This window comes from Mesorhizobium ciceri biovar biserrulae WSM1271, assembly GCF_000185905.1.
Lineage (GTDB): Bacteria > Pseudomonadota > Alphaproteobacteria > Rhizobiales > Rhizobiaceae > Mesorhizobium > Mesorhizobium ciceri.
Genome location: NC_014923.1, coordinates 3,484,823 through 3,508,327 on the forward strand (window position 1 = coordinate 3,484,823; position 23,505 = coordinate 3,508,327).

The following is a 23,505-nucleotide window of genomic DNA, read 5'->3' on the forward strand; positions in this document are numbered from 1 at the left end:
CTAGCGGCAGAAACGGCTGGCGTTGATGCCAGAAGCAGGAGCGATGCGACCTTTCGGCGCCGCCTATTGCACCTCGTAGCCGACTTCCTCGCTGGCGTGGCAGAGCGCCTTCCAGAACGAGCGTGCAAACGAGCGGAAGACATAGATGTCGAACTGGTCGGCGCCGGTGCGCTGGATCTGGGCGAAGACGTCGTGATGAGCGGTCGAGCGGCCGGCGCCATTGGGAAAGGCCGGCAGCGAAAAGTCGATGGCGAAGAATTTCGCCAGCACCCATTCGGCCTTCGGCCCGGCAATGCGGATGGCGGTGCGGCCGTGCGAGAGATCGGTCACCGTGCCGATGGCCGAGGTCACCACCTTGGCAAAGGCAGCGGCCAGCCCTTCGGCCTCGTCGGCAACGGTGAACTTTCCCGGCGCGAAGCCGAACACTGACTTGACCCCGTCGCTCACTCCGCCGCCGGCGCCATCGGGAAGCGCCAGCCCGGTGACGGTGCGGATGGCTGCGATCAGCCTCTTCTCCTCGCCGGGCCAGGCGGCGAGTTGCACGATCGAGCCCGGCCTCGTCTCGGTCAGGATGATCTCGACGCCATGCTCGAAATTGCCGTGCGAGCCGACGTGAAATTCCGGCTCAAGCGGGGATTGGTGCTCAACCATGCATGCGGCTCCCGTCCGGATCGAAGAAGTGGTTGGAGACGATCTCGACCGGTCCGAACCGGTTGCGCAAGGGATCGGAGACGTGGGCGCGCGTGCCGTGCCGTGCCTTGCCGCCCTCGACCAGCGCCAGCGCGATATGTCTGCCGAGCGCCGGCGAATAGCAGCAGGCGGTGATATGGCCGATGGAGTCGTGCGGATTGGCTTCGTCAACCTCCTCGACGATGTGGGCGCCACCGTTGAGCGGCCGGTTATCGAGAGCGATCAGGCCGACCAGTTCGAGGCGGTCCGATGCGATCAAGCCTTCGCGGTCCATCATCGCCGAGCCGATGAACGGCTTCTTCTTCGACAGCATCCAGTCGAGATGCAGGTCGCGCGCCGTGGTGCGGCCGTCGATCTCGGCGCCGGTGACATGGCCCTTTTCGATGCGCATGGTGCCCAATGCCTCAAGACCGTAGGTGACCAGCCCGAACGGCTTGCCGGCTTCGACAAGCGCTTTCCAGACATGGGTGCCATGGCCGGCGCCGGAATAGACCTCGAAGGCCATTTCACCGGAGAAGGACAGCCGGCAGATCATCACCGGCACGCCTGATATTTCGCCGCGCACGATGCCCATGAAGGGCAAGGTGGCGTTGTCGACCGACGTGCCGGTGACACAGGCGGCGAGGATCTGCCTGGCCTTCGGGCCGCCGATCGCGGCACCTGCCCATTCGTCTGTCACCGAGGTGACGTGGACTTTCAGCTCCGGCCAGATCACGTCGAGGAAATATTCCAGATGCTGCATCACCTTGCCGGCGTTGGCCGTGGTGGTGGTCATCAGAAAATCCTGCTCGCCGAGCCGCCAGGTGGTGCCATCGTCGAAGGCGAGGCCGTCCTCGCGCAGCATCAGCCCGTAGCGGGCCTTGCCGACGGCCAGCGTCGAAAACATGTTGGTGTAGACGCGGTCGAGGAATGCGGCGGCATCAGGGCCTTGCACCGCGATCTTACCCAGTGTCGAGACATCGACGATGCCGGCGCTTTCGCGCGTCGCCTTGGCTTCGCGCACATAGGCCTGCTCGACCGTTTCGCCTGAAAGCCCATAGATCATCGGCCGGTACCAGAGGCCGGCGGAATACATCGTCGCGCCATTGGCCAGATGCCAGTCATGCATCGGCGTCAATCGTTCTGGCTTCAGGTCGCCAAAACGCTCGGCAGCCAGCGAGCCGATCGACACCGGAGCAAAGGGCGGCCGGAAGCGTGTCGTGCCGACCTCGGGGATCGGCTTGCCCAGCGCCTCGGCCATGATGGCAAGGCCAGGCACGTTGGAGCTCTTGCCCTGGTCGGTCGCCATGCCGAGCGTGGTGTAGCGCTTGAGATGCTCGACCGAGACAAAGCCTTCCCGGTGAGCCAGCCGCACGTCCTCGGCCGTGACGTCGTGCTGGAAATCGACAAAGCTCTTGCCCTTGGCCCTGATCTCGAACACCGGGGCGGGGTCGGGATCGCCAGGCACTGCTTCGACGGTCGGCAGCATGGACGGTGTGCTCTGCCCGCCTGCGGCGGCGAGGCCGGCGGCGCGGCCTTCGGCGATGGCTTCGGCCGTCGAGAAGCTTCCGGTGAAGGCGCCTGCGCCGATCCAGCTCTGTGTCGGCTTTGGCGGCAGGAAAGCTTGCCGCGCGGCGTTCCATTCCGCCTTGGCGCCGGCCTGGCTGGCCAGATGGATGGTCGGCGACCAGCCGCCGGACATCAGCAGGCAATCGGCATGGATACTGCGTGCATCACCGATGAGTGCCCCATTGGCCAGGTCGAAGCGCTGCAGCTTGAGGCCGGACAGCGCCTTGCCGCCTTCGGTGGCGACGACGGCATGGCCGGCAAAGATCTCTGCCTCGGCTTCCGCGGCCAGCTTGCGCATCTCCGGCGAAAGTTCCGGCCTGACATCGGCGATGGCGACGACCGCGGCACCGGCCTTCTTCAAGGCGACAGCCGCCCTATAGGCGCTGTCATTGTTGGTGAACAACGCGATCCGCTCGCCCGGCAGCACGCCGAATTCGTTGGCATAGCGCTCGGCGGCATGCGCCAGCATCACGCCTGGCCGGTCATTGCCGGGGAAGATGAGCGGCCGCTCGAACGCACCAGTGGCGAGGACCACGGATTTGGCGCGGATCGCCCAATAGCGATGGCGCGGCTCGCCCTTGCCGGGGTGCTCCTTATGGTCGCTGACCCGTTCGAGCGCGGCAAGCGTGTTGTTGTCGTAGTAACCCCACACCGTGGTGCGCGGCAGAAGCCGGACATTGTCGCGGCCTGCGAGCTGGGCGACGGTGCGCCGCGCCCAATCGGCGGCAGGCGCGCCATCGATCGTTTCCTCGGACCAGTTGGCCGAACCGCCGAAATGCGGCTCGAGATCGGCCAGCATGACGCGCGCACCCTGATCGGCGGCGGCCTTGGTGGCCATCAGGCCGGCCGGCCCCGAGCCGACGACCAGCACGTCGCAAAAGGCGTTCATGCGTTCGTAGCGGGCCGGGTCTTTCGCCGATCCGGCACTGCCGAGACCGGCTGCGCGGCGGATGAAGTGTTCGCAGAACATCCAGAAACGCGTGCCCTTGAGCGGGCCGAACACCGGTCCCATGAAGGTCTTGTAGTAGAACCCGGCCGACAGGATCTTGCCGCCGAGCTGGTTGACGGCGTTGATGTCCCAGGCAAGCGAGGGAAAGCGGTTCTGGCTGATGGCAACCAGCCCGTCATGGATCTCAACCATGGTCGCTGGAATGTTGGGCTCGCGAACCTCGCCCTTCAGCACTGTCACCAGAGCGTTGGGTTCCTCGACGCCTGCGGTGAGCAGGCCGCGTGGGCGGTGGTATTTGAACGAACGCCCGTACAACGTGACGCCCTTGGCCAGCAGGGCTGACGCCAGCGTGTCGCCGGCATGGCCGGTGTAGGCCGTGCCGTCGAAGGTGAAGCGGATGGTTTTCAGCCGGTCGATGCGGCCGCCGGTGTCGGCGCGGCGCGGGCTCATGCCTTGTCCTCCGCCTTGTGGCGGGCGGCCGACCCATGATCGCCGCGCGCAAAGGCAACGCTGGAAATCTCATGCGTCAGCGTGTTGCGCACGACCTTGAGATGCGCGCGGCAGCCGCCGGAATGTTGCCAGATCTCATTGTGGTCGCCGGCCGGATTCAGCCGGTCATAGACATAGGCGTTCCACGCCTCGAAATTCTGCGAGGCGGGGTCGGGACGCTCACGATTGCCGTCACCCTGATAGGTGAACTCGATGACGTCGCGCGGGCCGCAATAGGGGCAAGTGATCAACATTGGACTCTACCTATTGCCTAATGCAGCCGCGGGTTTGCACCCTGGCCCTTGTCGTCGATCACCAGCCCGCGGTGGAAGCGGTCGAGCGTGAAGGGCGCGTTGAGGTCGTGCGGCTGGTCCTTGGCGATGGTCCAGGCGAAGCACCAGCCGGAAGCCGGCGTCGCCTTGAAGCCGCCATAGCACCAGCCGCAGTTGAGATACATGCCGGGCAGGGGGCCGGCGGTGATGATCGGCGAGCCGTCCATCGACATATCGCAAACACCGCCCCAGGAGCGCAGCATGCGCACGCGCGCGAGGCCCGGAAACAACGCCAGCATTTCGCTCATCACCTCGTCGACGACAGGCAGATTGCCGCGCTGGGCGTAGCTGTTGTAGCCGTCGATGTCGCCGCCATAGATGAGGCCGCCCTTGTCCGACTGCGACATGTAGAAATGGCCCATGCCGAAGGTGACGACCGTGTCGATGAAGGGTTTCAGCGATTCCGTGACGAAGGCCTGCAGCACATGGCTCTCGATCGGCATCGTCTCGATGCCGGCCATCTGCATGACGCGTCCGGTGCTGCCGGCGACCGCCACGGCCACCTTCCTGGCGCGGATGTCGCCGCGCGAAGTGGTGACGCCTGATATGCGGTCGCCGTCGCGCAGGAAGCCGGTGACCTCGCAATTTTCGATGATGTCGACGCCGCGCCTGTCCGCGCCGCGCGCATAGCCCCAGGCCACCGCATCGTGGCGGGCGGTGCCGGCGCGGCGCTGCATCAGGCCGCCGACCACCGGGAAGCGAGCGCTGTCGGAGATATCGAGCGCCGGAATCAGGCGTTTGATCTCAGTCTTCGTCATCAGTTCGGCATCGACGCCGAGATGGCGCATGGCGTTGCCGCGCCTTGCATAGTCGTCGAACTGGGCCGGCGTGTGCGCCAGGTTCAGGCAGCCGCGCTGCGAGAACATGACATTGTAGTTGAGCTCGTGCGACAGGTTCTCCCACAGCTTCATCGAGTGTTCGTAGAAGCGGGTGTTGGCAGGCAGCAGATAATTCGAGCGCACGGCCGTGGTGTTGCGGCCGACATTGCCGGAACCGAGCCAGCCCTTTTCCACAACGGCGACATTGGTGATGCCGTGTTCCTTGGCAAGATAATAGGCGGTCGCCAGCCCATGACCGCCGCCACCGATGATGATGACGTCATAGGACGCCTTCGGGTCAGGCTTGCGCCATGCCGGCTTCCAATCCTTGTTTCCCTTGAGCGCGTTCGCGAGCAGCGAAAAGGCCGAGTACTCTGCCATTGATGTCATCCGGTTCGGGCGATGCGGCAGACTATAGAGCAGGCCGCATCCGCAAAGCCAATATTGCGCCATCGCCTTTCGACTGGCCGACGCCCGGGATGGGATCACTCGGCGTGAGTGATCGGTTGGGGCCAATGATCGGATGGGCTCGCGATACGACGGCTTGCCCCATGATAGGGCCGTCTTTATCAAGGACAGGCTTTCAAATTGCCTTTGCCGCCGATGAGTCGCCAACAAATCATGCTTTTCCGATTGCTTCGTCTCATCCTGGTACTCACGCTGGTCGTTTCGGCGCCGCTTTCGTTTAAGGCGATGGCGCAAGCGCTCGGCCAGGGCTCGGCCGGTTTGGTCGCCGATCAGCAAAAGGTCATCCAGGATCTAACGGCCAAGACGGACGATCTCGAGAAGAAGATACAGCAGGACGGTGAGGACGATGCCTCACTCGTGGAGATCCGTCTGCAGCTGGAGGACCTGTCGCGGGCGGCACTCACCAGTGCGCTGGTATTCCGCTCGCGGCTCACCGAGATCAACAATCGCATCGAGGTGCTGGGTCCTCCACCGGCGGCGGGCCAGCCGCAGGAGCCCGACATCGTGACGGGCGAGCGTCAGGCGCTTGCATCGGAAAAGGCCGAGATCAACGCGGTCGTTGCCAGCGCACAGAACCTGTCGATCCGCATCAGTGGGCTGATCGACAAGATCGGCAATATGCGTAGCGAGCTGTTCCGCAATCTTTTGACCAAGCGCTACGTGCTGTCGGATGCGCTGAGCCCGCAGGTGTTTTCCGACGCCCGCGACGAGTTCGGCAATCTCTACAAGGCGGTGTCGTCCTGGTTGAGCTTTGCCTTCAAGTTCAAGTTCCAGGCGATCCTGGCGGCAACCTTCGTGGCGCTCGGGCTGGCGCTGGTGCTGCTGGTTGGCGGCAGGCGCCTGTTCGGGCGGGTGTTCGAAGCCGACCCCACCAATGAGGACCCATCCTATCTCAGCCGCCTTTCGGTGGCCTTCTGGTCGACCTTGCTGCCGACGCTGGCGGTTGCCGCCTTTCTTGGATCGACGATTTTCTTTTTCAATTATTACAATGTGTTGCGCGGCGACATTGGGCTCTTCCTCAACGCGCTGGCGACCGTCATCGGCGTGGTGTTCTGCGTCAACCGGCTGACCAATGCGGCGCTGGAACCGCGGCTGCCGAACTGGCGCCTGATCCCGGTCGAAACCGGGCCGGCGCGCTGGCTGGTGCGCCTGGCCACCGCCATGGCCGTGGTCATCAGCGTCAACACCTTCCTATCGGTGATCAACGACAAGATGGGTTCGCCGCTGTCGCTGACCATCGCCCGCAGTTTTGTCGCCACCATCATCGTCGGCATCATCCTGATCCTGATGGCGATGCTGAGGCCGTTCAAGGCGCGCGACGGAAGCTGGCGGCCCTGGCCGGCATGGCTGCGCTACCTGTCGCTGGGCCTTGGCCTATTCACCATCATAGCCGCCTTGCTCGGCTATATCGGCCTTGCGCTGTTCGTTTCGCTGCAGGTCGTCGTCACTGGCACAGCCTTGATCACCGCCTATATCGGCTTCCTGTCGGCGCAGGCGATCGGCGAGGAGGGTGCTTTCGCCAACACCTCCGTCGGGCGCTGGCTGTCGGCCAATTCCAGCTACGAGGATACGGCCCTCGACCAGCTCGGCCTTGTCGTCAGCGTTGCCATCAATGTGATGATCGTGCTGGTGTTCCTGCCGCTGATCCTGCTGATGTGGGGTTTCCAGCCCGGCGATATCCAGGCTTGGGCCTACAAGCTCGCAACCGGGATCAACATCGGCTCGGTGACGATCTCGGTCACCGGCATCCTCTCCGGCATCGTCGTCTTCGTCATAGGCTATTTCCTGACGCGCTGGTTCCAGGGCTGGCTCGACGGCTCGGTCATGGCGCGTGGCAAGGTCGATACCGGCGTGCGCAACTCGATCAGGCTGGCGGTCGGCTATGCCGGCGTCGCGCTGGCGGCACTGGTCGGCATCTCGGCGGCGGGCATCGACCTGTCCAGCCTGGCACTGGTCGCCGGCGCTCTTTCCCTCGGTATCGGCTTTGGCCTGCAGAACGTGGTGTCCAATTTCGTTTCCGGCCTGATCCTTCTGGCCGAGCGGCCGTTCAAGGTGGGCGACTGGATCGTTGCCGGCGACGTCAGCGGCACGGTCAAGAAGATCAGCGTGCGCGCCACCGAGATCGAAACCTTCCAGCGGCAATCGGTGATCCTGCCCAATTCGAACCTGATCAACAACGCCGTCGGCAACTGGACGCACCGCAACAAGCTCGGCCGCGTCGACATCAAGGTCGGCGTCGCCTATGGCAGCGACGTCAAGCAGGTTCATGCCGTCCTGCTGGAGATCGCCCGCAGCCACCCGATGGTGCTGAAGAACCCCGAACCCTTCGTGCTGTTTTCCAATTTCGGCCCTGCCGCCCTGGAATTCGAAATCCGCGTGTTCCTGGCCGACGTGATGAACGGCAACATCGCGCAGAACGACATCCGTTTTGCCGTCCTCGAAAAATTCAGCAGCGAACACATCGAGATCCCCTCGACGCCGCGCGCCGTGGTCGAGGCCCACAAGCCCAAGGCCTGGCCGACGGACGACGACAAGATCGAGGCCGACTTCGCCGAACAGGAGCAGATAAGGGCCGAAGCCGAGGCGGAGAAGAAGCGACTGGTCAAGTCTCGCAAAACCAAGAAGCCGGACCCGGACTAGGCTCGGACTCCGTCGACCTCAATCCTGCCCGGAATCGATTGCGGCATGAATGGGGCATTCAGTTGCGGTTCAGCTTCCATCTCATATAAGCTCCATGCAAAGGCGAAAATGCCTTGCCAAATGCAACAGAGGCGGTGGGAACACCGATATTGCACCATGTGGAAGTCTCTCGTCGCTGCAGTCGCCCTGGTCGCCGCCATCGGCTCGGTCCATGCCGCGAGCGCGGTCAACAAGGACGCCGAGACCCGCACGCTGGTCGTAACGGAGGGCGGCAGCAAGACCGACCTTGCGCTGGCCGGTGGCGAAACGGTTGAGTTCTGCCCGAACGGCTGCTTCGTCACCTTGCCCAATGGCGATCTCGAAGCCCTGACCGGTTCGGAAACTGTCGAGATCTCGGGCGGTGTCGCCCGCATCAAGTAATCTTGGCGTCACGATTGTAGAGGCCGGGCATTTGCCCGGCCTTTTATCGTTTCCGGTAGCGGTTGTTTAACAATGACACCGGAAATACCGCCATGGCAGCCGTCTGCAACCGTGCGTTTTAACGTTCGCTACGCCATCGCCCGCTATACCAGCCTCAAGACGCCGAAAAGCGGCGCGCAACTCTACGCGGGCAGGGCAGGACGGACATGGATGCGCGATCGGACAGGAACGCAATACCGCTTGCGGTCGATCTCGACGGCACGCTGATCGCAACCGACCTGTTGTGGGAAGGGCTGTTCATCCTTCTCAAGAAGAACCCGCTCTATATCTTCCTCGTACCGTTCTGGATCGCCGGCGGGCCGGCGCGGCTGAAGCAGGCGATCGCGCAGCGCATCGACATCGATCCGGCATCGCTGCCCTATCGCGAGGTGCTGCTTTGCCGCCTCCGGACCGAGCACGCCGAGGGCCGCAAGATCGTGCTGGCGACCGGTACGCCGCGCAAGTTCGCCGACGCTATCGCGGCCCATCTCGGCATTTTCGACCAGGTGCTGGCCACCGATGGTCTCGCCAATCTCACCTCGGGCAGGAAGCGCGCCTCGCTGATCGCAGCCTATGGCGATGGCGGTTTCGACTACGCCGGCAACAGCCGCCATGACCTCCAGGTCTTCGATGCCGCACGCAACGCGATCGTCGTCGCGCCCGACCGCCATGCCGCGCGCTGGCAGGCGGCACATGGCGCCGAGACGGTGCCGGCGCCGAAGCCGACTTTGCGGACCATCGTCAAGATGCTGCGCGTGCATCAGTGGCTGAAGAATTCGCTGATCGCAGTGCCGATGGTGCTCTCGCATGAATATTTCAACACCGACATGATCTGGGAATGCCTGCTGGCATTCGTCTCGTTCAGCGCGGTGGCATCGGCCATCTACATCCTCAATGATTTCTTCGACCTCGCGCTCGACCGCAAACACCTCACCAAGCGCAACAGGCCGTTCGCCAGCGGCGCGCTGTCGATCCCGTTCGGACTTGGGGCGATCGCGGTGCTTCTGGCGATCGGCATCGGCACCGGGCTGTTCCTGTCGCCCGAATTCATGGCTGTGCTCGGCGGCTACATGGTCGTCACCACCGCCTATTCGCTGTCGTTCAAACGCATGCTGCTGGTCGATGTGCTGACGCTCGCCGGCCTCTACACGATCCGCGTCCTGGCCGGTGCGGCGGCGACCGGCGTCGACGTCTCGTTTTGGCTGCTGGCCTTCTCCATCTTCTTCTTCCTGTCGCTGGCGCTGGTGAAGCGCTTCGTCGAACTGCGCACCACCGCCATTCCGCCCGGCGAGCGCATTGCCGGTCGCGGCTATCGCACCGAAGACCAGGAGATCGTCGCCCAGGCCGGCATGGCCTCGGCCTTCTCCTCGGCGCTGGTGCTGGCGCTCTACATGGACAGTGTCGCGGTGCGGGAACTCTATCCGCATCCATGGCTGATCTGGCCGCTGGCGCCGATCGTGCTCTATCTTACCATGCGCGTCTGGATCCTGGCGCGCCGCAACGAGATGCATGACGATCCGGTCGTCTTCATCATCCGCGACTGGCGCAGCCAGATCGTGGTGCTGATCGGTGCGGTGATGCTGGTCATCGGGGGCTGGTAGGCATGGCCGCCGGACGTTTCCAAAGCTTTGGCCTTGCCACGCCGCCGGCGCCGCGCGCCATCGGTGCCGACGAGGCGATCGCGCTGCTGAAGGGCGGTCAGGCCAAGCCGGCGTCGCTGCTTGCCTATGGCAATGGCCGCTCCTACGGCGATTCCTGCCAGAACGGGGCCGGAGCGGTCGTCGATATGCGATCGCTGAACCGGATCCACGCCTTCAACGCCGAAACCGGTGTTCTCAAGGCGGATGCCGGCGTGCTGTTGTCCGACATCATCGCCCACGCTGCCCCCTACGGCTTCTTCCCCGCCGTTGTGCCAGGCACGCAATTCGTCACGCTCGGCGGGGCCATCGCCAATGACGTGCATGGCAAGAACCATCACCGGCGCGGCACCTTCGGCTGCCATGTCGAGAGCTTCACGCTGCTCAGGTCCGATGGAAAGACCCATCGCTGCTCGGCGACAGACAATGCGCGGCTGTTTGCGGCGACGATCGGCGGCATGGGGCTGACCGGCCTCATTCTGTCGGCCTCGATCCGGCTGATGCGGGTGCATTCCCTCGACATCGTCGAAAGGGTGACGCCGTTTCGTGACCTCTGCGAATTCTTCGACCTGGCCGCGGCGGCCGATCAGGCCAACGAATATGCGGTCGCCTGGATCGACCAGCTTGCCGGCGGTCGCAACAGCGGTCGCGGCCTGCTGCTCACTGGCAATCACGCCGAGCACGGCTCGCATGCCGCTTCGCGCGCCGGCGGCAATTTCTCGGTGCCGGTCCAGCCGCCGTTCAACGTGCTCAACCGGCCGTTCCTGACCGCCTTCAACGCTGCCTACAGGTGGAGGAAGAGCCGGGCAACGGTGCCGCGCCAGGCCGGCTACCAGGGCTTCTTCTTCCCGCTCGACGGCGTGCGCGATTGGAACCGGCTTTATGGGCCGAAAGGGCTGTTCCAGCACCAGAGCGTGGTGCCGGAACAGACGGCGCGCGAGGCCGTGCCGGCATTGCTGGCGGCTGCAAGGCAAGCCGGGCAGGGCTCGTTCCTCACGGTGCTGAAACGCTTCGGCTCCATCCGCTCGCCGGCGCTGCTGTCGTTTCCGCGTCCCGGCTACACGCTGACACTGGATTTCCCCAACAGGGGCGCCGCGACGCTGACACTGCTGCGGGAGCTCGACCGCATCACGGTCGAGGCCGGCGGCGCGGTCAATCCGTACAAGGACGCCCGCATGGGGGCCGAAATCTTCGCTTCGTCCTTTCCCGAATGGCAGCGGCTGGAAGCGCTCCGCGACCACGCCTTCATGTCCGACTTCTGGGCGCGCACTGCGAAGAAATTGGATGTGCGGCGAGGCTCGGTCGAGGCAGCCGAATAGATAAAATCCGAATAATTATTGGTTAACAGATGGTTGATAGCGCGATTCACTCAAAACAATGTTGGGACTTCACCAAATGTTTGCGGGTTTGTAGTAGGAAGTGTGAAGGGGTGGCTTGGAACTCATGAAATACATCGTCTTCATTCTCTTTACAGTCATGACCAATGCCGCGGCGCAGCTGATGCTGAAGCAAGGCATGATGTCGCTCGGACCGATCTCGTTCGAGGGCGTCAATCCGCTCGTCAAGCTGCTGCAGATCGTCTTCAGCCCCTGGGTGTTCCTTGGCCTGTGTACCTTCGTCATCTCGATGGCCTCGCACCTCTATGTGCTGTCCAAGGTCGAGCTCTCCTTCGCTTATCCGTTCCTCAGCCTCGCCTATGTTGCCGTCGCCATCTTCGCTTATTTCGTCTTCCGCGAGGACCTCAATGGCTGGCGGGTCGCCGGCATCGCCTTCATCTGCGTCGGCACGGTGCTGATCGCGCAAAGTGGCCGGGATTTGGGTGGGCAAGGGCATGAGGACCAGGCCGCTTCCATCACGCCCGACAAGATCCAAGCAAACGAGATCGTTCGATGAGACATATGATTTTCGGCGGTGACGGTTTCGTCGGCCGCCATCTTGCCCCGAAGCTTGTGGCCGATGGTGAAGAGGTTGTCGTCGCCGACATCGTCAAGAGCGACCTGCCGCATTACCGCAGCGTCCGCTTTATCCAATGCGACGTCACCGATCCGGCCTCGGTCGCCGCGATTGGGCTGAAGGCCGACGACATGGTCTACAATTTGTCGGCCAAGATGCTGTCGCCGATCCAGGTGCGCGCCAAGCGGCATGACTTCTTCTTCCCTGTAAATTTCCATGGCACCGAGCACATCATGCAGGCCATGGACGGAGCCGGTGCGTCAAAACTCGTCCACTACACGACCGACATGATCTACGGCCACACGGTCACGCAGCCTATGACCGAGGAGCACCCGGTGGCGCCGCTGGGCGAATATGGCTGGTCGAAGCAGAAGACCGAGGAGCTGGCGGCCGAGTGGCGCAAGCGCGGCATGTCGATCTCGCTGTTTCGCCCGCGCCTGATCATCGGTCCCGGCCGGCTCGGCATTCTCGAAAAACTGTTCAAGCTGATCGACTGGAATTTTCCGGTGCCGATGATCGGTTCGGGCAGGAACCCTTATCAGTTCATCTCGGTGTTCGACTGCGCCGAAGCCGCCCGCGCGGCCTGGAAGGCCGGCGTGCCAAACGAGGCCTATAATCTGGGTTCACTCAATCCACCGCCGGTCAAGAAGCTGCTCGGCGATCTGATCAGGCATGCCGGCTCGAAATCGATCCTGATCCCGACACCGGGTTGGGCGGTCAAGCGCACGCTGGACCTGCTCGACCTGATGAACATGCCGATCATGGACCCGGAACAGTATCTGATCGCCGACGAGGAATGCGTGCTCGACGTGTCCAAGGCCGGGCGTCAGCTCGGCTGGGCGCCGCAATATCGCGACGAGGACATGCTGATCGCCGCCTATAGCGAGTACCGCGCCAAGAAAGCCGGGCACGCGGTCGCCACCACACATGTGCCCGCCGAATAGCGGCTCGCAAAACAGCTTTCGTTGCGCACGATTGCGGTCGTGCGTGCAGACAGGAGATTGAAATGACCGTCATGGCCAAGCCCGAACAGACGAATGCGCGCACCATGGTCAGTGCGCCGGCGCTGTCGCCCGCCACCATCGCCAAGCCCAACCTGATCAGCGTCGAGCAGGCCAAGGCGATGGACGTCGCGGCAATGACCGACCTGTTCAAGGCGCATCTCAACCCCGGCCAGCTGCATTTCATGAAGCTGCTCGGCTTCCACAAGATCAAGATCGAGCGCGCCGAAGGCATGTTCTACATCGACCAGAACGGCCGCAAGATCCTCGACTTCTTCGGCGGCTTCGGTTCGCTGGCCTTTGGCCACAACCATCCGCGCATCCTGGAAGCACGCAAGAAATTCCAGGAGGAGAAGCGCCAGGAAATCGCTATCGCCTTCATGTCGCAATATGCGGCGGCACTTGCGCACAACATCGCCAAATGCTCGCCCGGCGATCTCGACATGGTGTTTCTGGGTTCGTCCGGCTCGGAAGCGATGGAAGCGGCGGTTAAGCTCGCCGAGCGCGCCGCCGGTCCGAAGCGGCCGAAGGTCGTCTATGCCGAGAATTCCTTCCATGGCAAGACCAAGGGCGTGCTCGGCATCACCGACGGCCAGCTCTACCGCGCCGACTTCAAGGTGGCCGAAAACACGGTCCGCATCCCGTTTGCCGACATCGAGGCGGTCGAGCGCCTGTTCCGTTCCGACCCGGAGGTCGGCGTCATCGTGCTGGAAACCATCCAGGGCGGCGGCGGCATCATCCAGGCGCCTGCCGAGTACTGGCAGAAGCTGCGCGCGTTGTGCGACCAGTATGGCGTGCTGTGGGTCGCCGACGAAGTTCAGTGCGGCTACGGCCGTTCGGGCCGCTTCTACGCCTTCGAACATTACGGCGTCGTTCCCGATGTGACGGCGCTGGCCAAGTCGCTCGGCGCCGGCAAGGCGGCGGTCGGCGCGATGATTGCGCGGCGCGAGGTCTACATGAAGGCCTATGGCACGCCGAAAACGGCGATGATCCATGCCATGGCGACCTTCGGCGGAATGGGCGAGGCCTGCGTCACCTCGATCGAAGGGCTCAACGTGCTCTACGACGAGGGGCTGATCGACAATGCCGCCGTCACCGGCGACTATTTGCTGCAGCGCCTGCAGGCGCTCAGGGAAAAGTACCCGAAGATCATCAAGGATGTGCGCGGCAAGGGGTTTATGGTCGGCCTGGAGTTCCACGACTTCTCGCAGACCTTGCCGATGGTGCTGCGGCCGATCGTCAGCGTGCTCGACGACAAGCTGAAGGGCTCGCTGTCGGGCTTCGTCGGCGCGCTGCTGCTGCGCGACTACGACGTGCTGGTCGCCTTCACCGAGTACAACCGAAACGTCATCCGGCTGGAGCCGCCGTTGATCTGCCAGCGCGAGCATGTCGACCGCTTCGTCGATGCCTTCGACAGCCTGCTGTCGCGCGGCATCGTGTCGATCGTGAAGGATTTCGTCAAAAGCCAGGTTCGTTAAGCGAGTTCGCTGGGTACAACGATGCTGACCAAGTCGCCCGCTCCACAAAACCCACTCGACCGGCTCACCGGAGCCGGCCTGGCGTGGGGCGAGGGGACTTATGCGCGGCTGGCGGCACCGATCGGCGCTGCGGCCTTCGCGCTCTACATCCTTTTTACAGCGCTCACGGCATGGGTAATGCCCGACGCCAATTGGGACATGCTGCCCTATCTCGCTATATCGGAGGAGGGCACCTATCCCGATGCACAGGCGCTGCACGACTATGCCTACAACACAGTCAAATCGGGCGTTTCGGCAAGCGATTATAAGGCGCTGACCGATGATGGCGGCGGCTTCCGCAGCCACATGACAGAGAATGCCGCCGATTTCCATTCGCTGCTCGGCATGTACCGGATCAAGTTCCTCTACGCCGAGGTCCTGTCGACGATGGGCGCGGTGATGTCGCCGGTCGAGGCGATGCGCCTGGTATCGGTGTTCTCCGTGCTGCTGTTCGGCGCGATCGCGCTGCTTTGGCTGCGCTCGGAAAAGGCATTGGCTTTAGCGCCTATGGTCGGCGCGGTGCTGATCATGGCCGATTTCGGCGATGCGGCGCGCGCTTCGACGCCGGATCTGCTCACGTCAGCGCTGCTGCTCGGCGGGCTCTATGCCTATGTCCGCGGGCGCGAGATGGCGACCGCGATCCTGCTCTTCCTCGCCTTCATGGTGCGGCCGGACAACATTGTTTTCCTTGCTGTTTTTACCGTGCTGCTGGTCGCCTTCCGGCAGAAATCGTGGGGCGCGCTGGCCGGCTTTGCCGCTTCCTTCGTTGCCTATTTTGCCATCTCGCACTGGGCTCATCATCCCGGCTGGTGGCCGCATCTGTGGTTCTCCAGCATAGAGCAGCATTACAATATGGACGGGTTCGAGCCGCCATTCTCCATCGTTGCCTATCTCAGGGCATTTGCCACCTCGCTGCTGCGTGCCGTCAGCCTGAACAGCTGGGTCGGGGTGTCGGTGCTGGCACTGGCCGGCTGGTTTGCCGCCGCCCGCGCCGGCTTCCGCCTCGACCGCCGCGCCGGCATCCTGTTTGCGGCACTGGTGCTCGGCGCGCTGGCGAAGTTCACCGTCTTCCCGATCCACGACACGCGCATCTATTTCCCGCATCTGATCCCGCCATTCCTGCTGCTGGCGACGCCGCTCATGGCGTTGTGGGCGGCCGCGGCTCGCGGTGAGAATCGCGCTGCCATGCAAATCATTCCTGGAGACAAGTCATGAGTTCGCTATCCAGCCTGGCGCGCGTTGCCCTGTCGCTCGGTCTTCCCAGTGGCGTTCTCGACCGCGGACCATCGCTGCGCGGCACGAAGTTCCTGGCCAAGGCGGCGCTGAAGGCGCGGTTCGGTGGGGCAGGGCGGCCGTTCCAGATGGTCAATGTCGGCGCCTGCGACGGCGCGCTGTTCGACGATGTGACGCCGTGGCTGCACCGCATAGCTGGCGCACGCGCGATGCTGGTCGAGCCGATCCCGTACAATCAGAAACGGCTGCGCGCCAATTATCCCGACACCGGCCGGTTCATCATCGAGCCGGTGGCGGTGACAAAGGCCAAGGGGACGATCACCGTCCACACCTTCGATGCCGCCGCGCTCGAGTCCGGCACACTGCCCATCGAATTCATCGGCTGTTCGTCGGTCACCGACACCAATCTGATGTCGGGCAAGAATGCCTGGGGCGAGGCCGACACCAACTTCAACAAGTTCGCCCCGCACCTCAGGGACATCGAGGTGCCATCCGAGACCTTGCAGACGCTGCTCGACCGCAACGGCATCATCCATATCGATGCCTTCCTCGTCGATTGCGAGGGCGCCGACTGGATCGTCTTCGAACAGCTCGACCTCAAGCGCTACCGTCCCGGCATGATCAAGGTCGAGGTCGGCGCGCTGCCGGCCGCCGAAATCGGGCAGGTCGTGGTCAAGCTGAAGACATCAGGCTATCAGGTCGGCTTCCAGGCCGAAGACATCTGGGCCTTCGCCTGAGTTAGCCCACCGAAAAGCGAACCGCCCCAGGCGCCCGATGTGAAGCATTCTGCCGTCTGGTCGCTCGGCTTTTTGCCAATGTCGCAAACAGGCTTCAATCGCCCTGCCGCTCCGCCCTATAGTCCGCCCGCTTTATCACTTTGGAGTCGCGGGCAATGGCAGAGTTTCCGAAAAAGGCGAGGGTCGTCATCGTCGGCCTGGGCGGTATTGTCGGCGCATCGATCGCCCATCACCTGATCGAACGCGGCTGGGATGACATTGTCGGCATCGACAAATCAGGCATCCCGACCGATATCGGCTCGACGGCGCACGCCTCCGACTTCTGCTACACCACCAGCCACGATTTCCTGTCGTGCTGGACGACGCTCTACTCCATCGATTTCTACGAGAAGATGGGTCATTATGCGCGTATCGGCGGCCTCGAGGTCGCGCGTGTCGGCGACGACAGCCGAATGGAAGAAATCAAGCGCAAGATCGCCTCCGCCAAGGCGTTTGGCACGCGCGCCCGCCTGATCGAGCCGGCCGAGATCAAGGAAAAATTTCCGCTCATCGAAGAAGCGATTGTTCAAGGTGGTCTTTGGGATCCCGATGCCGGTCTGGTCATCCCGCGTTCGCAGACGGTCGCCGGCAAGCTGGTCGACCAGGCGGAAGCGTCGGGCAAGCTCAAATCCTTCGCCAACACATCGGCCCGGTCGCTGGTCGTCAAGGACGGCCGCATATCAGGCGTGGTGACGGACCGCGGCACCATCGAGGCCGACTATGTCGTCGTCTGCGCCGGGATTTGGGGCCGGCTGATAGCGGAAATGGTCGGCGAAGACCTGCCGGTCATGCCGATCGACCATCCGCTGACCTTCTTCGGCCCCTACAACGAGTTCGCCGGCACCGGCAAGGAGATCGGCTGGCCGCTGCTGCGCGACCAGGGCAACTCGGCCTATATGCGCGACACCGGTGATCCCAAGACCGCCGAGGGCGGGCAGATCGAATGGGGTTATTACGAAGAGACCAATCCGCGCCTTTGCCACCCGCGCGACCTGCTGGAGAAGGACCAGGCGCGGCTTTCGCCGTCGCAACGCGATCTCGACATGGAACAGATCCTGGCGCCGCTCGAACGCGCCATGGAACTGACGCCGATCCTCGGCGAACTCGGCTATAATGAGAGCCATTCGTTCAATGGACTTCTCCAGGTAACCGCGGATGGCGGCCCGTCGATGGGCGAAAGCCAGAAGGTGCGGGGTCTGTGGTATGCCGTTGCCATCTGGGTCAAGGATGGTCCCGGCATGGGCAAGCTGATCGCCGACTGGATGACCGACGGCCGCACCGCAATCGATCACCATGCCATCGACTATGCACGGTTCTATCCGCACCAGACCAAGGAGCAGTTCATCTGGGACCGCTGCACCGAGACGGCGATGAAGGTCTACAATCCGGCGGTACATCCGCGCGAGCCGTTCTCCAAGGCCCGCAATATCCGGCGCTCGCCGTTCTGGGAACGCGAGAAGGAACTCGGCGGCTATTTCATGGAACTCGGCGGCTGGGAGCGCGCCCACGGCTATGCCGCCAACGAGCATCTCCTGGAGAAATACGGCAACCGGGTGCCGGTGCGTGAGAACGAATGGGACAACCGCCATTTCTGGCGCGTCTCCAATGCCGAACATCTCGCCATGAGCGAGGATTGCGGCATCGTCAACCTGTCGCATTTCGCCATGTACGACATCGAAGGTCCAGACCATGTCGCGCTGCTGGAATGGTTGTGCGCAGCCAAGATTGGCGGCGACAACAACATCGGCAAGGGCATCTACACCCACTTCCTCGACGAGGAAGGCATGGTGCGGGCCGACTTTACCGTCATTCGCATGGCCGACCGCTGTCGTTTGATCGACGGCGCGGATGCTGGCCCGCGCGATTTCCAGTACATGCGCCGCACGGCACAGGACAAAGGTTTCGACGTCACCATCACCGACGTGACCGAGAACTATGTGACCATCGGCATCTGGGGGCCGAACGCCCGGGCGACCTTGCAGAAAGTGGTCGAAAACCCGGACGGGCTCTCTGTTGAGAACTTCCCATTCGCGGCGATCAAGCCGGTCCGGATCGGCGGCAAGGACGTCACCGCTTTCCGCATCTCCTATGTCGGCGAGCAGGGCTGGGAACTGCATATGCGCTACGAGGACGGTCTCGCTGTGTGGGATGCGCTGCGCTCGACCGGCGTGATGCCTTTCGGTGTGGAGACCTATGCCAACACGCGCCGCATGGAAAAGAGCCTGCGCCTGCAGAACGCCGACCTTCTGACCGAGTACAATCTGCTCGAAGCGGATCTCGCTCGTCCAAAGGTCAAGGAGAACGATTTCTGCGGCAAGGCGAAGCACGTCGAATACCGCGCCCGCGAGCACCAACCGGCCATGCTGTGCACGCTGGTGATGACCGAGAATGTCGATTCCAAAGGCGTTGCCCGCTATCCCGTCGGCACCATGCCGGTGATGGATCCGAAGACCGGCGAGACGCTGGTCGACGAACTCGGCCGGCGGTCCTTCACCACCTCGATGGCCTATGGCCCGACCATCGGCAAGAATATCGGTCTTGCCTATCTGCCGTGGGCGTACGCCCAGGAAGGCCGCAAGCTCACGATCGAGTATTTCGGTGAGACATATCCGGTCGAAGTGGCGGCTGTCGGCTACAAGCCGCTCTACGATCCGGAGAATTTGAAGCCGCGCAGCTGATTGCTAGCCGGCGCAAAGGGCATGAAGGCAAAAGCCTGGCCATCGGCCGGGCTTTCTTTTAAGCCGACGGTTTTCGCTTACCTTCGCGGCATGTCTGCTTTTGCCTGCGCAAGACATTTCCTTTCAGGCTGCGCCGCGTTCGCACTGACGCTCTGGTTGACGCCCGCGGGCCAAGCTGACGAGCCCGTCGATATCGAGCTGGTGCTGGCCGTCGATGTCTCGCTGTCGATGTCTCCGGACGAACTCGAGATCCAGCGTCACGGCTACGCCGCGGCACTGACGCACGACAATGTGCTGCAGGCCATTGCCGATGGCGCTTATGGCAAGATCGCCGTCACCTATGTCGAATGGGCCGGCACCAACTGGCAGCGCGTCATCGTGCCGTGGACGGTGATCGCCAGCCGCACCGACGCCGAGCGGGTGGTTGCGCAACTATCCGCTCAGCCGCCCAACAGCGCGCGGCGCACCTCGATCTCCGGAGCGCTGGAGTTCGGCAATGACCTGTTCGCCGAAAGCGGCTACCAGGGCACGAAGCGGGTCATCGACATTTCGGGCGATGGCCCCAACAATCAAGGCGCGCCGGTCAACCTGACCCGCGACGATCTGATCAAGCAAGGCATCGTCATCAACGGCCTGCCGCTGATGACGCGAGGCGGTTTTTCCGGCGCCTACGACGTCAGCAATCTCGATCGCTACTACAGCGACTGCGTCATCGGCGGACCCGGAGCCTTCATGATTCCGGTCAATGACTGGACGCAGTTTCCCGAAGCCATCCGTCGCAAGCTGGTGCTGGAACTCGCCGGCCCGGCCTCGCCGCAATGGGCGGCAGAAGAAGCCACGCATCCGCCGGTGGTATTGGCGCAGGACAAGCCCGCCACCGACTGCCTGGTCGGCGAGAAAATGTGGCGCAACCGCAGCTGGATGTTTGACAGCCGCTAGGCGACCGAAGCATTGGCAAATTGGCCGGACCGCGCTATCCAGTCGGAGGGGCCGCGGCAAAAACCGAGGAAACATCAGATGAAACGTCTAGCCATCCTGACTGCTGTCGCGTCCGTGCTTTTTGCCGACGCCGCCAGCGCCCAATACAATGATGAGCCCGCCTGCATGATGTTCGAGCACGCGAATTTTCGCGGTCGGTCCATCGGTATGGGCCCCGACGATTCCGTGAACTTTCGCGGCGGCCAGTTCTGGAACGACCGTGTGTCGTCGGTGATTGTGCGCCGGGGTTGCGCACTCATTGCCTATGAGGACTCCCGGATGGGTGGCCGCTCGATCGAGATCCGGCGCCGGATCCGCGATTTCGGCGGCAGCGACTGGAATGACCGTATATCGTCGGCGGAGTGCACCTGCGACGATTATTGAGGCCATTTTGGATTAGCCACGATGGATTTCTGGCGGTGGTAGCCATTGGCCGACAGCAGAGCCGGGCCTGCCGGTTGCCTCACCAAGCTGTTCATTGACAAGCCGATTGGCGTCTGTGAGACAATTCCCCAGCAAAAACAAAAGGGGAACCGACATGAACAGGATCGCCGTTCTTACCGCAACTCTGACACTTGCCGCCGGCCTGTCCGCACCGGCGATGGCTGCCACCTCGGTCACTATCGGCATCAGCGGCTGGACAGGCTTCGCGCCGCTGACGCTTGCGAAGCAGGCGGGCATCTTCGAGAAACACGGACTCGACGTGACCTTGAAAAAGGTGCCGCAAGCGAGCCGGCCGCTCGCCATCGCCAGCGGCGACCTGCAATGCGCGGCCACCACGGTGGAGACCTGGCTGGTGTGGAACGCCAGCGGCGTCACCACCAAGCAGATCTTCCAGCTCGACAAATCCTACGGCGCCGACGGCATCGTCGCCCGCAACAACATCAAGACCGTCGCCGATCTCAAGGGCAAGAACGTCGCGTCATCGGCGCCGGGCACGTCGCCCTATTTCATGCTCGCCTGGGTGCTGAACAAGAACGGCATATCGACGAAGGACGTCACCGTCGTCAATCTGGAGCCTGATGCGGCGGCGCAAGCTTTCCTCGCCGGGCAGAACGACGCCGCCGTCACCTACGAGCCGTTCATCTCGGCGGTGCGCGACAAGTCGGACCAGGGCCATATCCTGGCGACGACGCTCGACTACCCGATGGTGCTCGACACGGTGGGCTGCACACCCGAATTCCTGAAAACCAATCCGGATGCCGCCAAGGCGCTGGCCGACAGCTATTTTGATGCACTCGACCTGATCAAGAGCGATCCGCAGAAATCCTACGAGACCATGGGTGCCGACGTGAAACAGTCGGCCAAGGAATTCGAGGATTCGGCGAAATACCTGAAATGGGCCGACCGGGCGGAGAACAAACAGTTCTTCACCAAGGAATTCCAGGACTTTTCCAAGACCGCCGGCGAACTGCTGCTGCAGATGGGACTGATCAAGGAAGCGCCCGACGTCACCACGTTGGCTGACACCAGCGCGGTTTCGAACTGATCGTTCGGCCTTTGACCATCAAGCGGCGGCGCCTGGCGCTGCCGCCTTCTCTTGGACAAAGCGCGATTTGAGCATGGGGACCATTTGAAAATGGCGACGATTTGACGATGCGCCCCTTGCATCCCGTCTCGCCGGGCATCCGAACCGTGCTCGGCATTTCCTTCTTCGTGCTTTTCGTGGCCTTCTGGGCTTGGATCACGCTAGGCGGCCACGTCAACCGCATCTTCCTCGCCGATCCGCTGTCGATGCTGCGGGATGGCTGGCGGCTTTTGGTCGAAGACCGTTTCTGGCTCGACGTTCTGATCACCATCTGGCGCGTCTTCGGCGGCTTCCTGCTTGCCTCGGTCGTCGCGGTGCCGCTTGGCATCGCGATGGGCGCCTGGAAGCCGGTGGAGGCGTTTCTGGAGCCTTTTGTCTCCTTCGCCCGCTACTTGCCTGCGTCGGCATTCATCCCACTGCTCATCTTGTGGGCCGGCATCGGCGAGCTGGAAAAACTGCTGGTCATCTTCGTCGGCTCGGTGTTCCAGATCGTCCTCATCATCGCGGTCAAAGTTGGCGGCACACGACGCGATCTGGTCGAGGCCGCCTACACGCTGGGTTCCACCAACAGCGGCATCGTCAACCGGGTGATCATGCCGGCCAATGCGCCGGAGATCGCCGAGACGCTGCGGCTGGTGCTCGGCTGGGCCTGGACCTATGTCATCGTCGCGGAACTGATCGGCTCGTCATCCGGCATCGGCTACATGATCATCAACAGTCAGTCGCGGCTGGCGACGGGTCAGATCATCTTCGGCATCATCGTCATCGGACTGATCGGGCTGTTGTCCGACTTCGCCTTCAAGGCCTTCAACCGCTGGCTCTTTCCGTGGAGCCTGGCGTGAACAAGCTTCTCATCGAGGGCGTTTCGCGCACCTTTGCCGGCGTGCGCGGCGGTCAGCCGGTCAAGGCGCTGATGCCGATCGACCTGGCGGTCGCCGCCAACGACTTCATCACTATTCTGGGGCCGTCCGGCTGCGGGAAGTCGACACTGCTCAGGATTGTCGCGGGCCTGGAAGCATCGAGCGAGGGCCGTGTGCTGCTCGACGGCAAGGCGGTGACCCGGCCGGGGCCGGATCGCGGCATGGTCTTTCAGTCCTACACGCTGTTTCCCTGGCTGACTGTGGCGCAGAACATCGCTTTCGGCTTGCGCGAACGCGGAATGCCCGAAAAGGAGCGGGACGGGGTCGTCGCTTCCTACGTCAATCTCGTCGGCCTGAAAGGGTTCGAGAACCATTGGCCGAAGCAGCTCTCCGGCGGCATGCAGCAGCGCACGGCGATCGCCCGGGCGCTGGCTAACGATCCGGAGATCCTGTTGCTGGATGAGCCGTTCGGCGCGCTCGACAACCAGACGCGCGGTCTGATGCAGGAACTGCTGCTCGGCATCTGGGAACGGCGCCAAAAGACGGTGCTGTTCGTCACCCATGACATCGAGGAGGCGATCTTCATGGCCTCGCGCGTCATCGTGATGACGGCGCGGCCCGGCCGCATCAAGTCGGATGTCGCCATCGACCTGCCGCATCCGCGCCATTACACGCTGAAGACCAGCCCGGAATTCTCGGCGCTGAAAGCGCGGCTGACCGAGGATATTCGGGTCGAGGCGATGCGCACGGCGCAGGCGTAGTCAGACCGACACAGCCTGATCATCTGGAAAGATACTTGGCTCGCTCAACAGACGCTTGAGGCGAGGAAGATCACGTTTCGGGGCGTCCAGAGCCGCCTTGAACGCTAGCCATTTTTCGACATCGAGAGGAAAGATGCGCCGGTCGGCCAGCCTTTCGGGTCGAGTCGTTCTCGTACTCACGTGACACCTC

At 63.1% G+C, this 23,505-nt stretch carries 20 protein-coding genes; 15 read left to right on the top strand and 5 right to left on the bottom strand.

The features are described from left to right. Positions 1–63 precede the first annotated feature (63 nt). Genes MESCI_RS16800 through MESCI_RS16815 form a run of 4 tightly spaced genes read right to left on the bottom strand, consistent with a single transcriptional unit; the run spans position 64 to position 5,207 of the window. Complete coding sequence (locus tag MESCI_RS16800; RefSeq protein WP_013531140.1) at positions 64–651, bottom strand: sarcosine oxidase subunit gamma; 588 nt, start codon at positions 649–651, stop codon at positions 64–66. Further along, complete coding sequence (locus tag MESCI_RS16805; protein ID WP_013531141.1) at positions 644–3,637, bottom strand: sarcosine oxidase subunit alpha; 2,994 nt, start codon at positions 3,635–3,637, stop codon at positions 644–646. The genes MESCI_RS16800 and MESCI_RS16805 overlap by 8 nt, the downstream gene beginning before the upstream one ends. Next, the gene (locus tag MESCI_RS16810) at positions 3,634–3,930 is read right to left on the bottom strand and encodes a sarcosine oxidase subunit delta (protein WP_013531142.1); all 297 of its coding nucleotides are present in this window, start codon (positions 3,928–3,930) and stop codon (positions 3,634–3,636) included. The genes MESCI_RS16805 and MESCI_RS16810 overlap by 4 nt, the downstream gene beginning before the upstream one ends. A gap of 17 nt (positions 3,931–3,947) precedes the next feature. Then, entirely contained in the window at positions 3,948–5,207 is a 1,260-nt protein-coding gene (locus MESCI_RS16815) for a sarcosine oxidase subunit beta (protein ID WP_013531143.1), read from the bottom strand. A gap of 240 nt (positions 5,208–5,447) precedes the next feature. On the opposite strand from MESCI_RS16815, the gene MESCI_RS16820 reads away from it, so the two are divergent. The 15 genes from MESCI_RS16820 (at position 5,448) to MESCI_RS16890 (ending at position 23,315) form a co-directional block, all read left to right on the top strand. Continuing rightward, positions 5,448–7,934, top strand: a complete 2,487-nt coding sequence (locus tag MESCI_RS16820) for a mechanosensitive ion channel family protein (RefSeq protein WP_013531144.1) — start codon at positions 5,448–5,450, stop codon at positions 7,932–7,934. A gap of 156 nt (positions 7,935–8,090) precedes the next feature. After that, positions 8,091–8,354 (top strand): hypothetical protein, encoded by a 264-nt coding sequence (locus MESCI_RS16825; RefSeq protein ID WP_023812335.1) that lies wholly within the window; start codon positions 8,091–8,093, stop codon positions 8,352–8,354. Between the two features lie 206 nt (positions 8,355–8,560). Continuing rightward, positions 8,561–9,994 (top strand): UbiA family prenyltransferase, encoded by a 1,434-nt coding sequence (locus tag MESCI_RS16830; protein ID WP_013531146.1) that lies wholly within the window; start codon positions 8,561–8,563, stop codon positions 9,992–9,994. A gap of 2 nt (positions 9,995–9,996) precedes the next feature. Then, positions 9,997–11,349 (top strand): FAD-binding oxidoreductase, encoded by a 1,353-nt coding sequence (locus MESCI_RS16835; protein ID WP_013531147.1) that lies wholly within the window; start codon positions 9,997–9,999, stop codon positions 11,347–11,349. Positions 11,350–11,473: 124 nt separating this feature from the next. Beyond that, a complete protein-coding gene (locus tag MESCI_RS16840) occupies positions 11,474–11,923 on the top strand; it encodes an EamA family transporter (RefSeq protein ID WP_013531148.1) in 450 nt (149 codons plus the stop codon). Continuing rightward, positions 11,920–12,927 carry an NAD-dependent epimerase/dehydratase family protein gene (locus MESCI_RS16845; RefSeq protein WP_013531149.1) on the top strand — a complete coding sequence of 336 codons (1,008 nt, stop codon included), beginning with the start codon at positions 11,920–11,922 and terminating at the stop codon, positions 12,925–12,927. The genes MESCI_RS16840 and MESCI_RS16845 overlap by 4 nt, the downstream gene beginning before the upstream one ends. 104 nt (positions 12,928–13,031) lie before the next feature. After that, positions 13,032–14,462 carry an aspartate aminotransferase family protein gene (locus tag MESCI_RS16850; protein WP_174299086.1) on the top strand — a complete coding sequence of 477 codons (1,431 nt, stop codon included), beginning with the start codon at positions 13,032–13,034 and terminating at the stop codon, positions 14,460–14,462. 21 nt (positions 14,463–14,483) lie between these two features. Next, entirely contained in the window at positions 14,484–15,716 is a 1,233-nt protein-coding gene (locus MESCI_RS16855) for a glycosyltransferase 87 family protein (protein ID WP_013531151.1), read from the top strand. Further along, positions 15,713–16,471, top strand: a complete 759-nt coding sequence (locus MESCI_RS16860) for an FkbM family methyltransferase (protein ID WP_013531152.1) — start codon at positions 15,713–15,715, stop codon at positions 16,469–16,471. Before MESCI_RS16855 ends, MESCI_RS16860 begins: the two co-directional genes overlap by 4 nt. A 155-nt stretch (positions 16,472–16,626) precedes the next feature. After that, positions 16,627–19,188 carry a GcvT family protein gene (locus MESCI_RS16865; protein WP_013531153.1) on the top strand — a complete coding sequence of 854 codons (2,562 nt, stop codon included), beginning with the start codon at positions 16,627–16,629 and terminating at the stop codon, positions 19,186–19,188. Between the two features lie 90 nt (positions 19,189–19,278). Then, a complete protein-coding gene (locus tag MESCI_RS16870; RefSeq protein WP_164919919.1) occupies positions 19,279–20,127 on the top strand; it encodes a DUF1194 domain-containing protein in 849 nt (282 codons plus the stop codon). A gap of 78 nt (positions 20,128–20,205) precedes the next feature. Beyond that, a complete protein-coding gene (locus MESCI_RS16875) occupies positions 20,206–20,550 on the top strand; it encodes a peptidase inhibitor family I36 protein (protein ID WP_013531155.1) in 345 nt (114 codons plus the stop codon). A 154-nt stretch (positions 20,551–20,704) separates the two neighbouring features. Next, positions 20,705–21,655, top strand: coding sequence for an ABC transporter substrate-binding protein (locus MESCI_RS16880; protein WP_013531156.1), 951 nt, complete (start codon positions 20,705–20,707; stop codon positions 21,653–21,655). A gap of 107 nt (positions 21,656–21,762) precedes the next feature. After that, the gene (locus tag MESCI_RS16885; RefSeq protein ID WP_013531157.1) at positions 21,763–22,536 is read left to right on the top strand and encodes an ABC transporter permease; all 774 of its coding nucleotides are present in this window, start codon (positions 21,763–21,765) and stop codon (positions 22,534–22,536) included. Next, positions 22,533–23,315, top strand: a complete 783-nt coding sequence (locus MESCI_RS16890) for an ABC transporter ATP-binding protein (protein WP_013531158.1) — start codon at positions 22,533–22,535, stop codon at positions 23,313–23,315. Before MESCI_RS16885 ends, MESCI_RS16890 begins: the two co-directional genes overlap by 4 nt. On the opposite strand, the gene MESCI_RS16895 is transcribed toward MESCI_RS16890, so the two are convergent. Continuing rightward, on the bottom strand, positions 23,316–23,495 hold the full coding sequence (locus tag MESCI_RS16895; RefSeq protein WP_245267527.1) for a type II toxin -antitoxin system TacA 1-like antitoxin: 180 nt from the start codon (positions 23,493–23,495) through the stop codon (positions 23,316–23,318). Positions 23,496–23,505 lie beyond the last annotated feature (10 nt).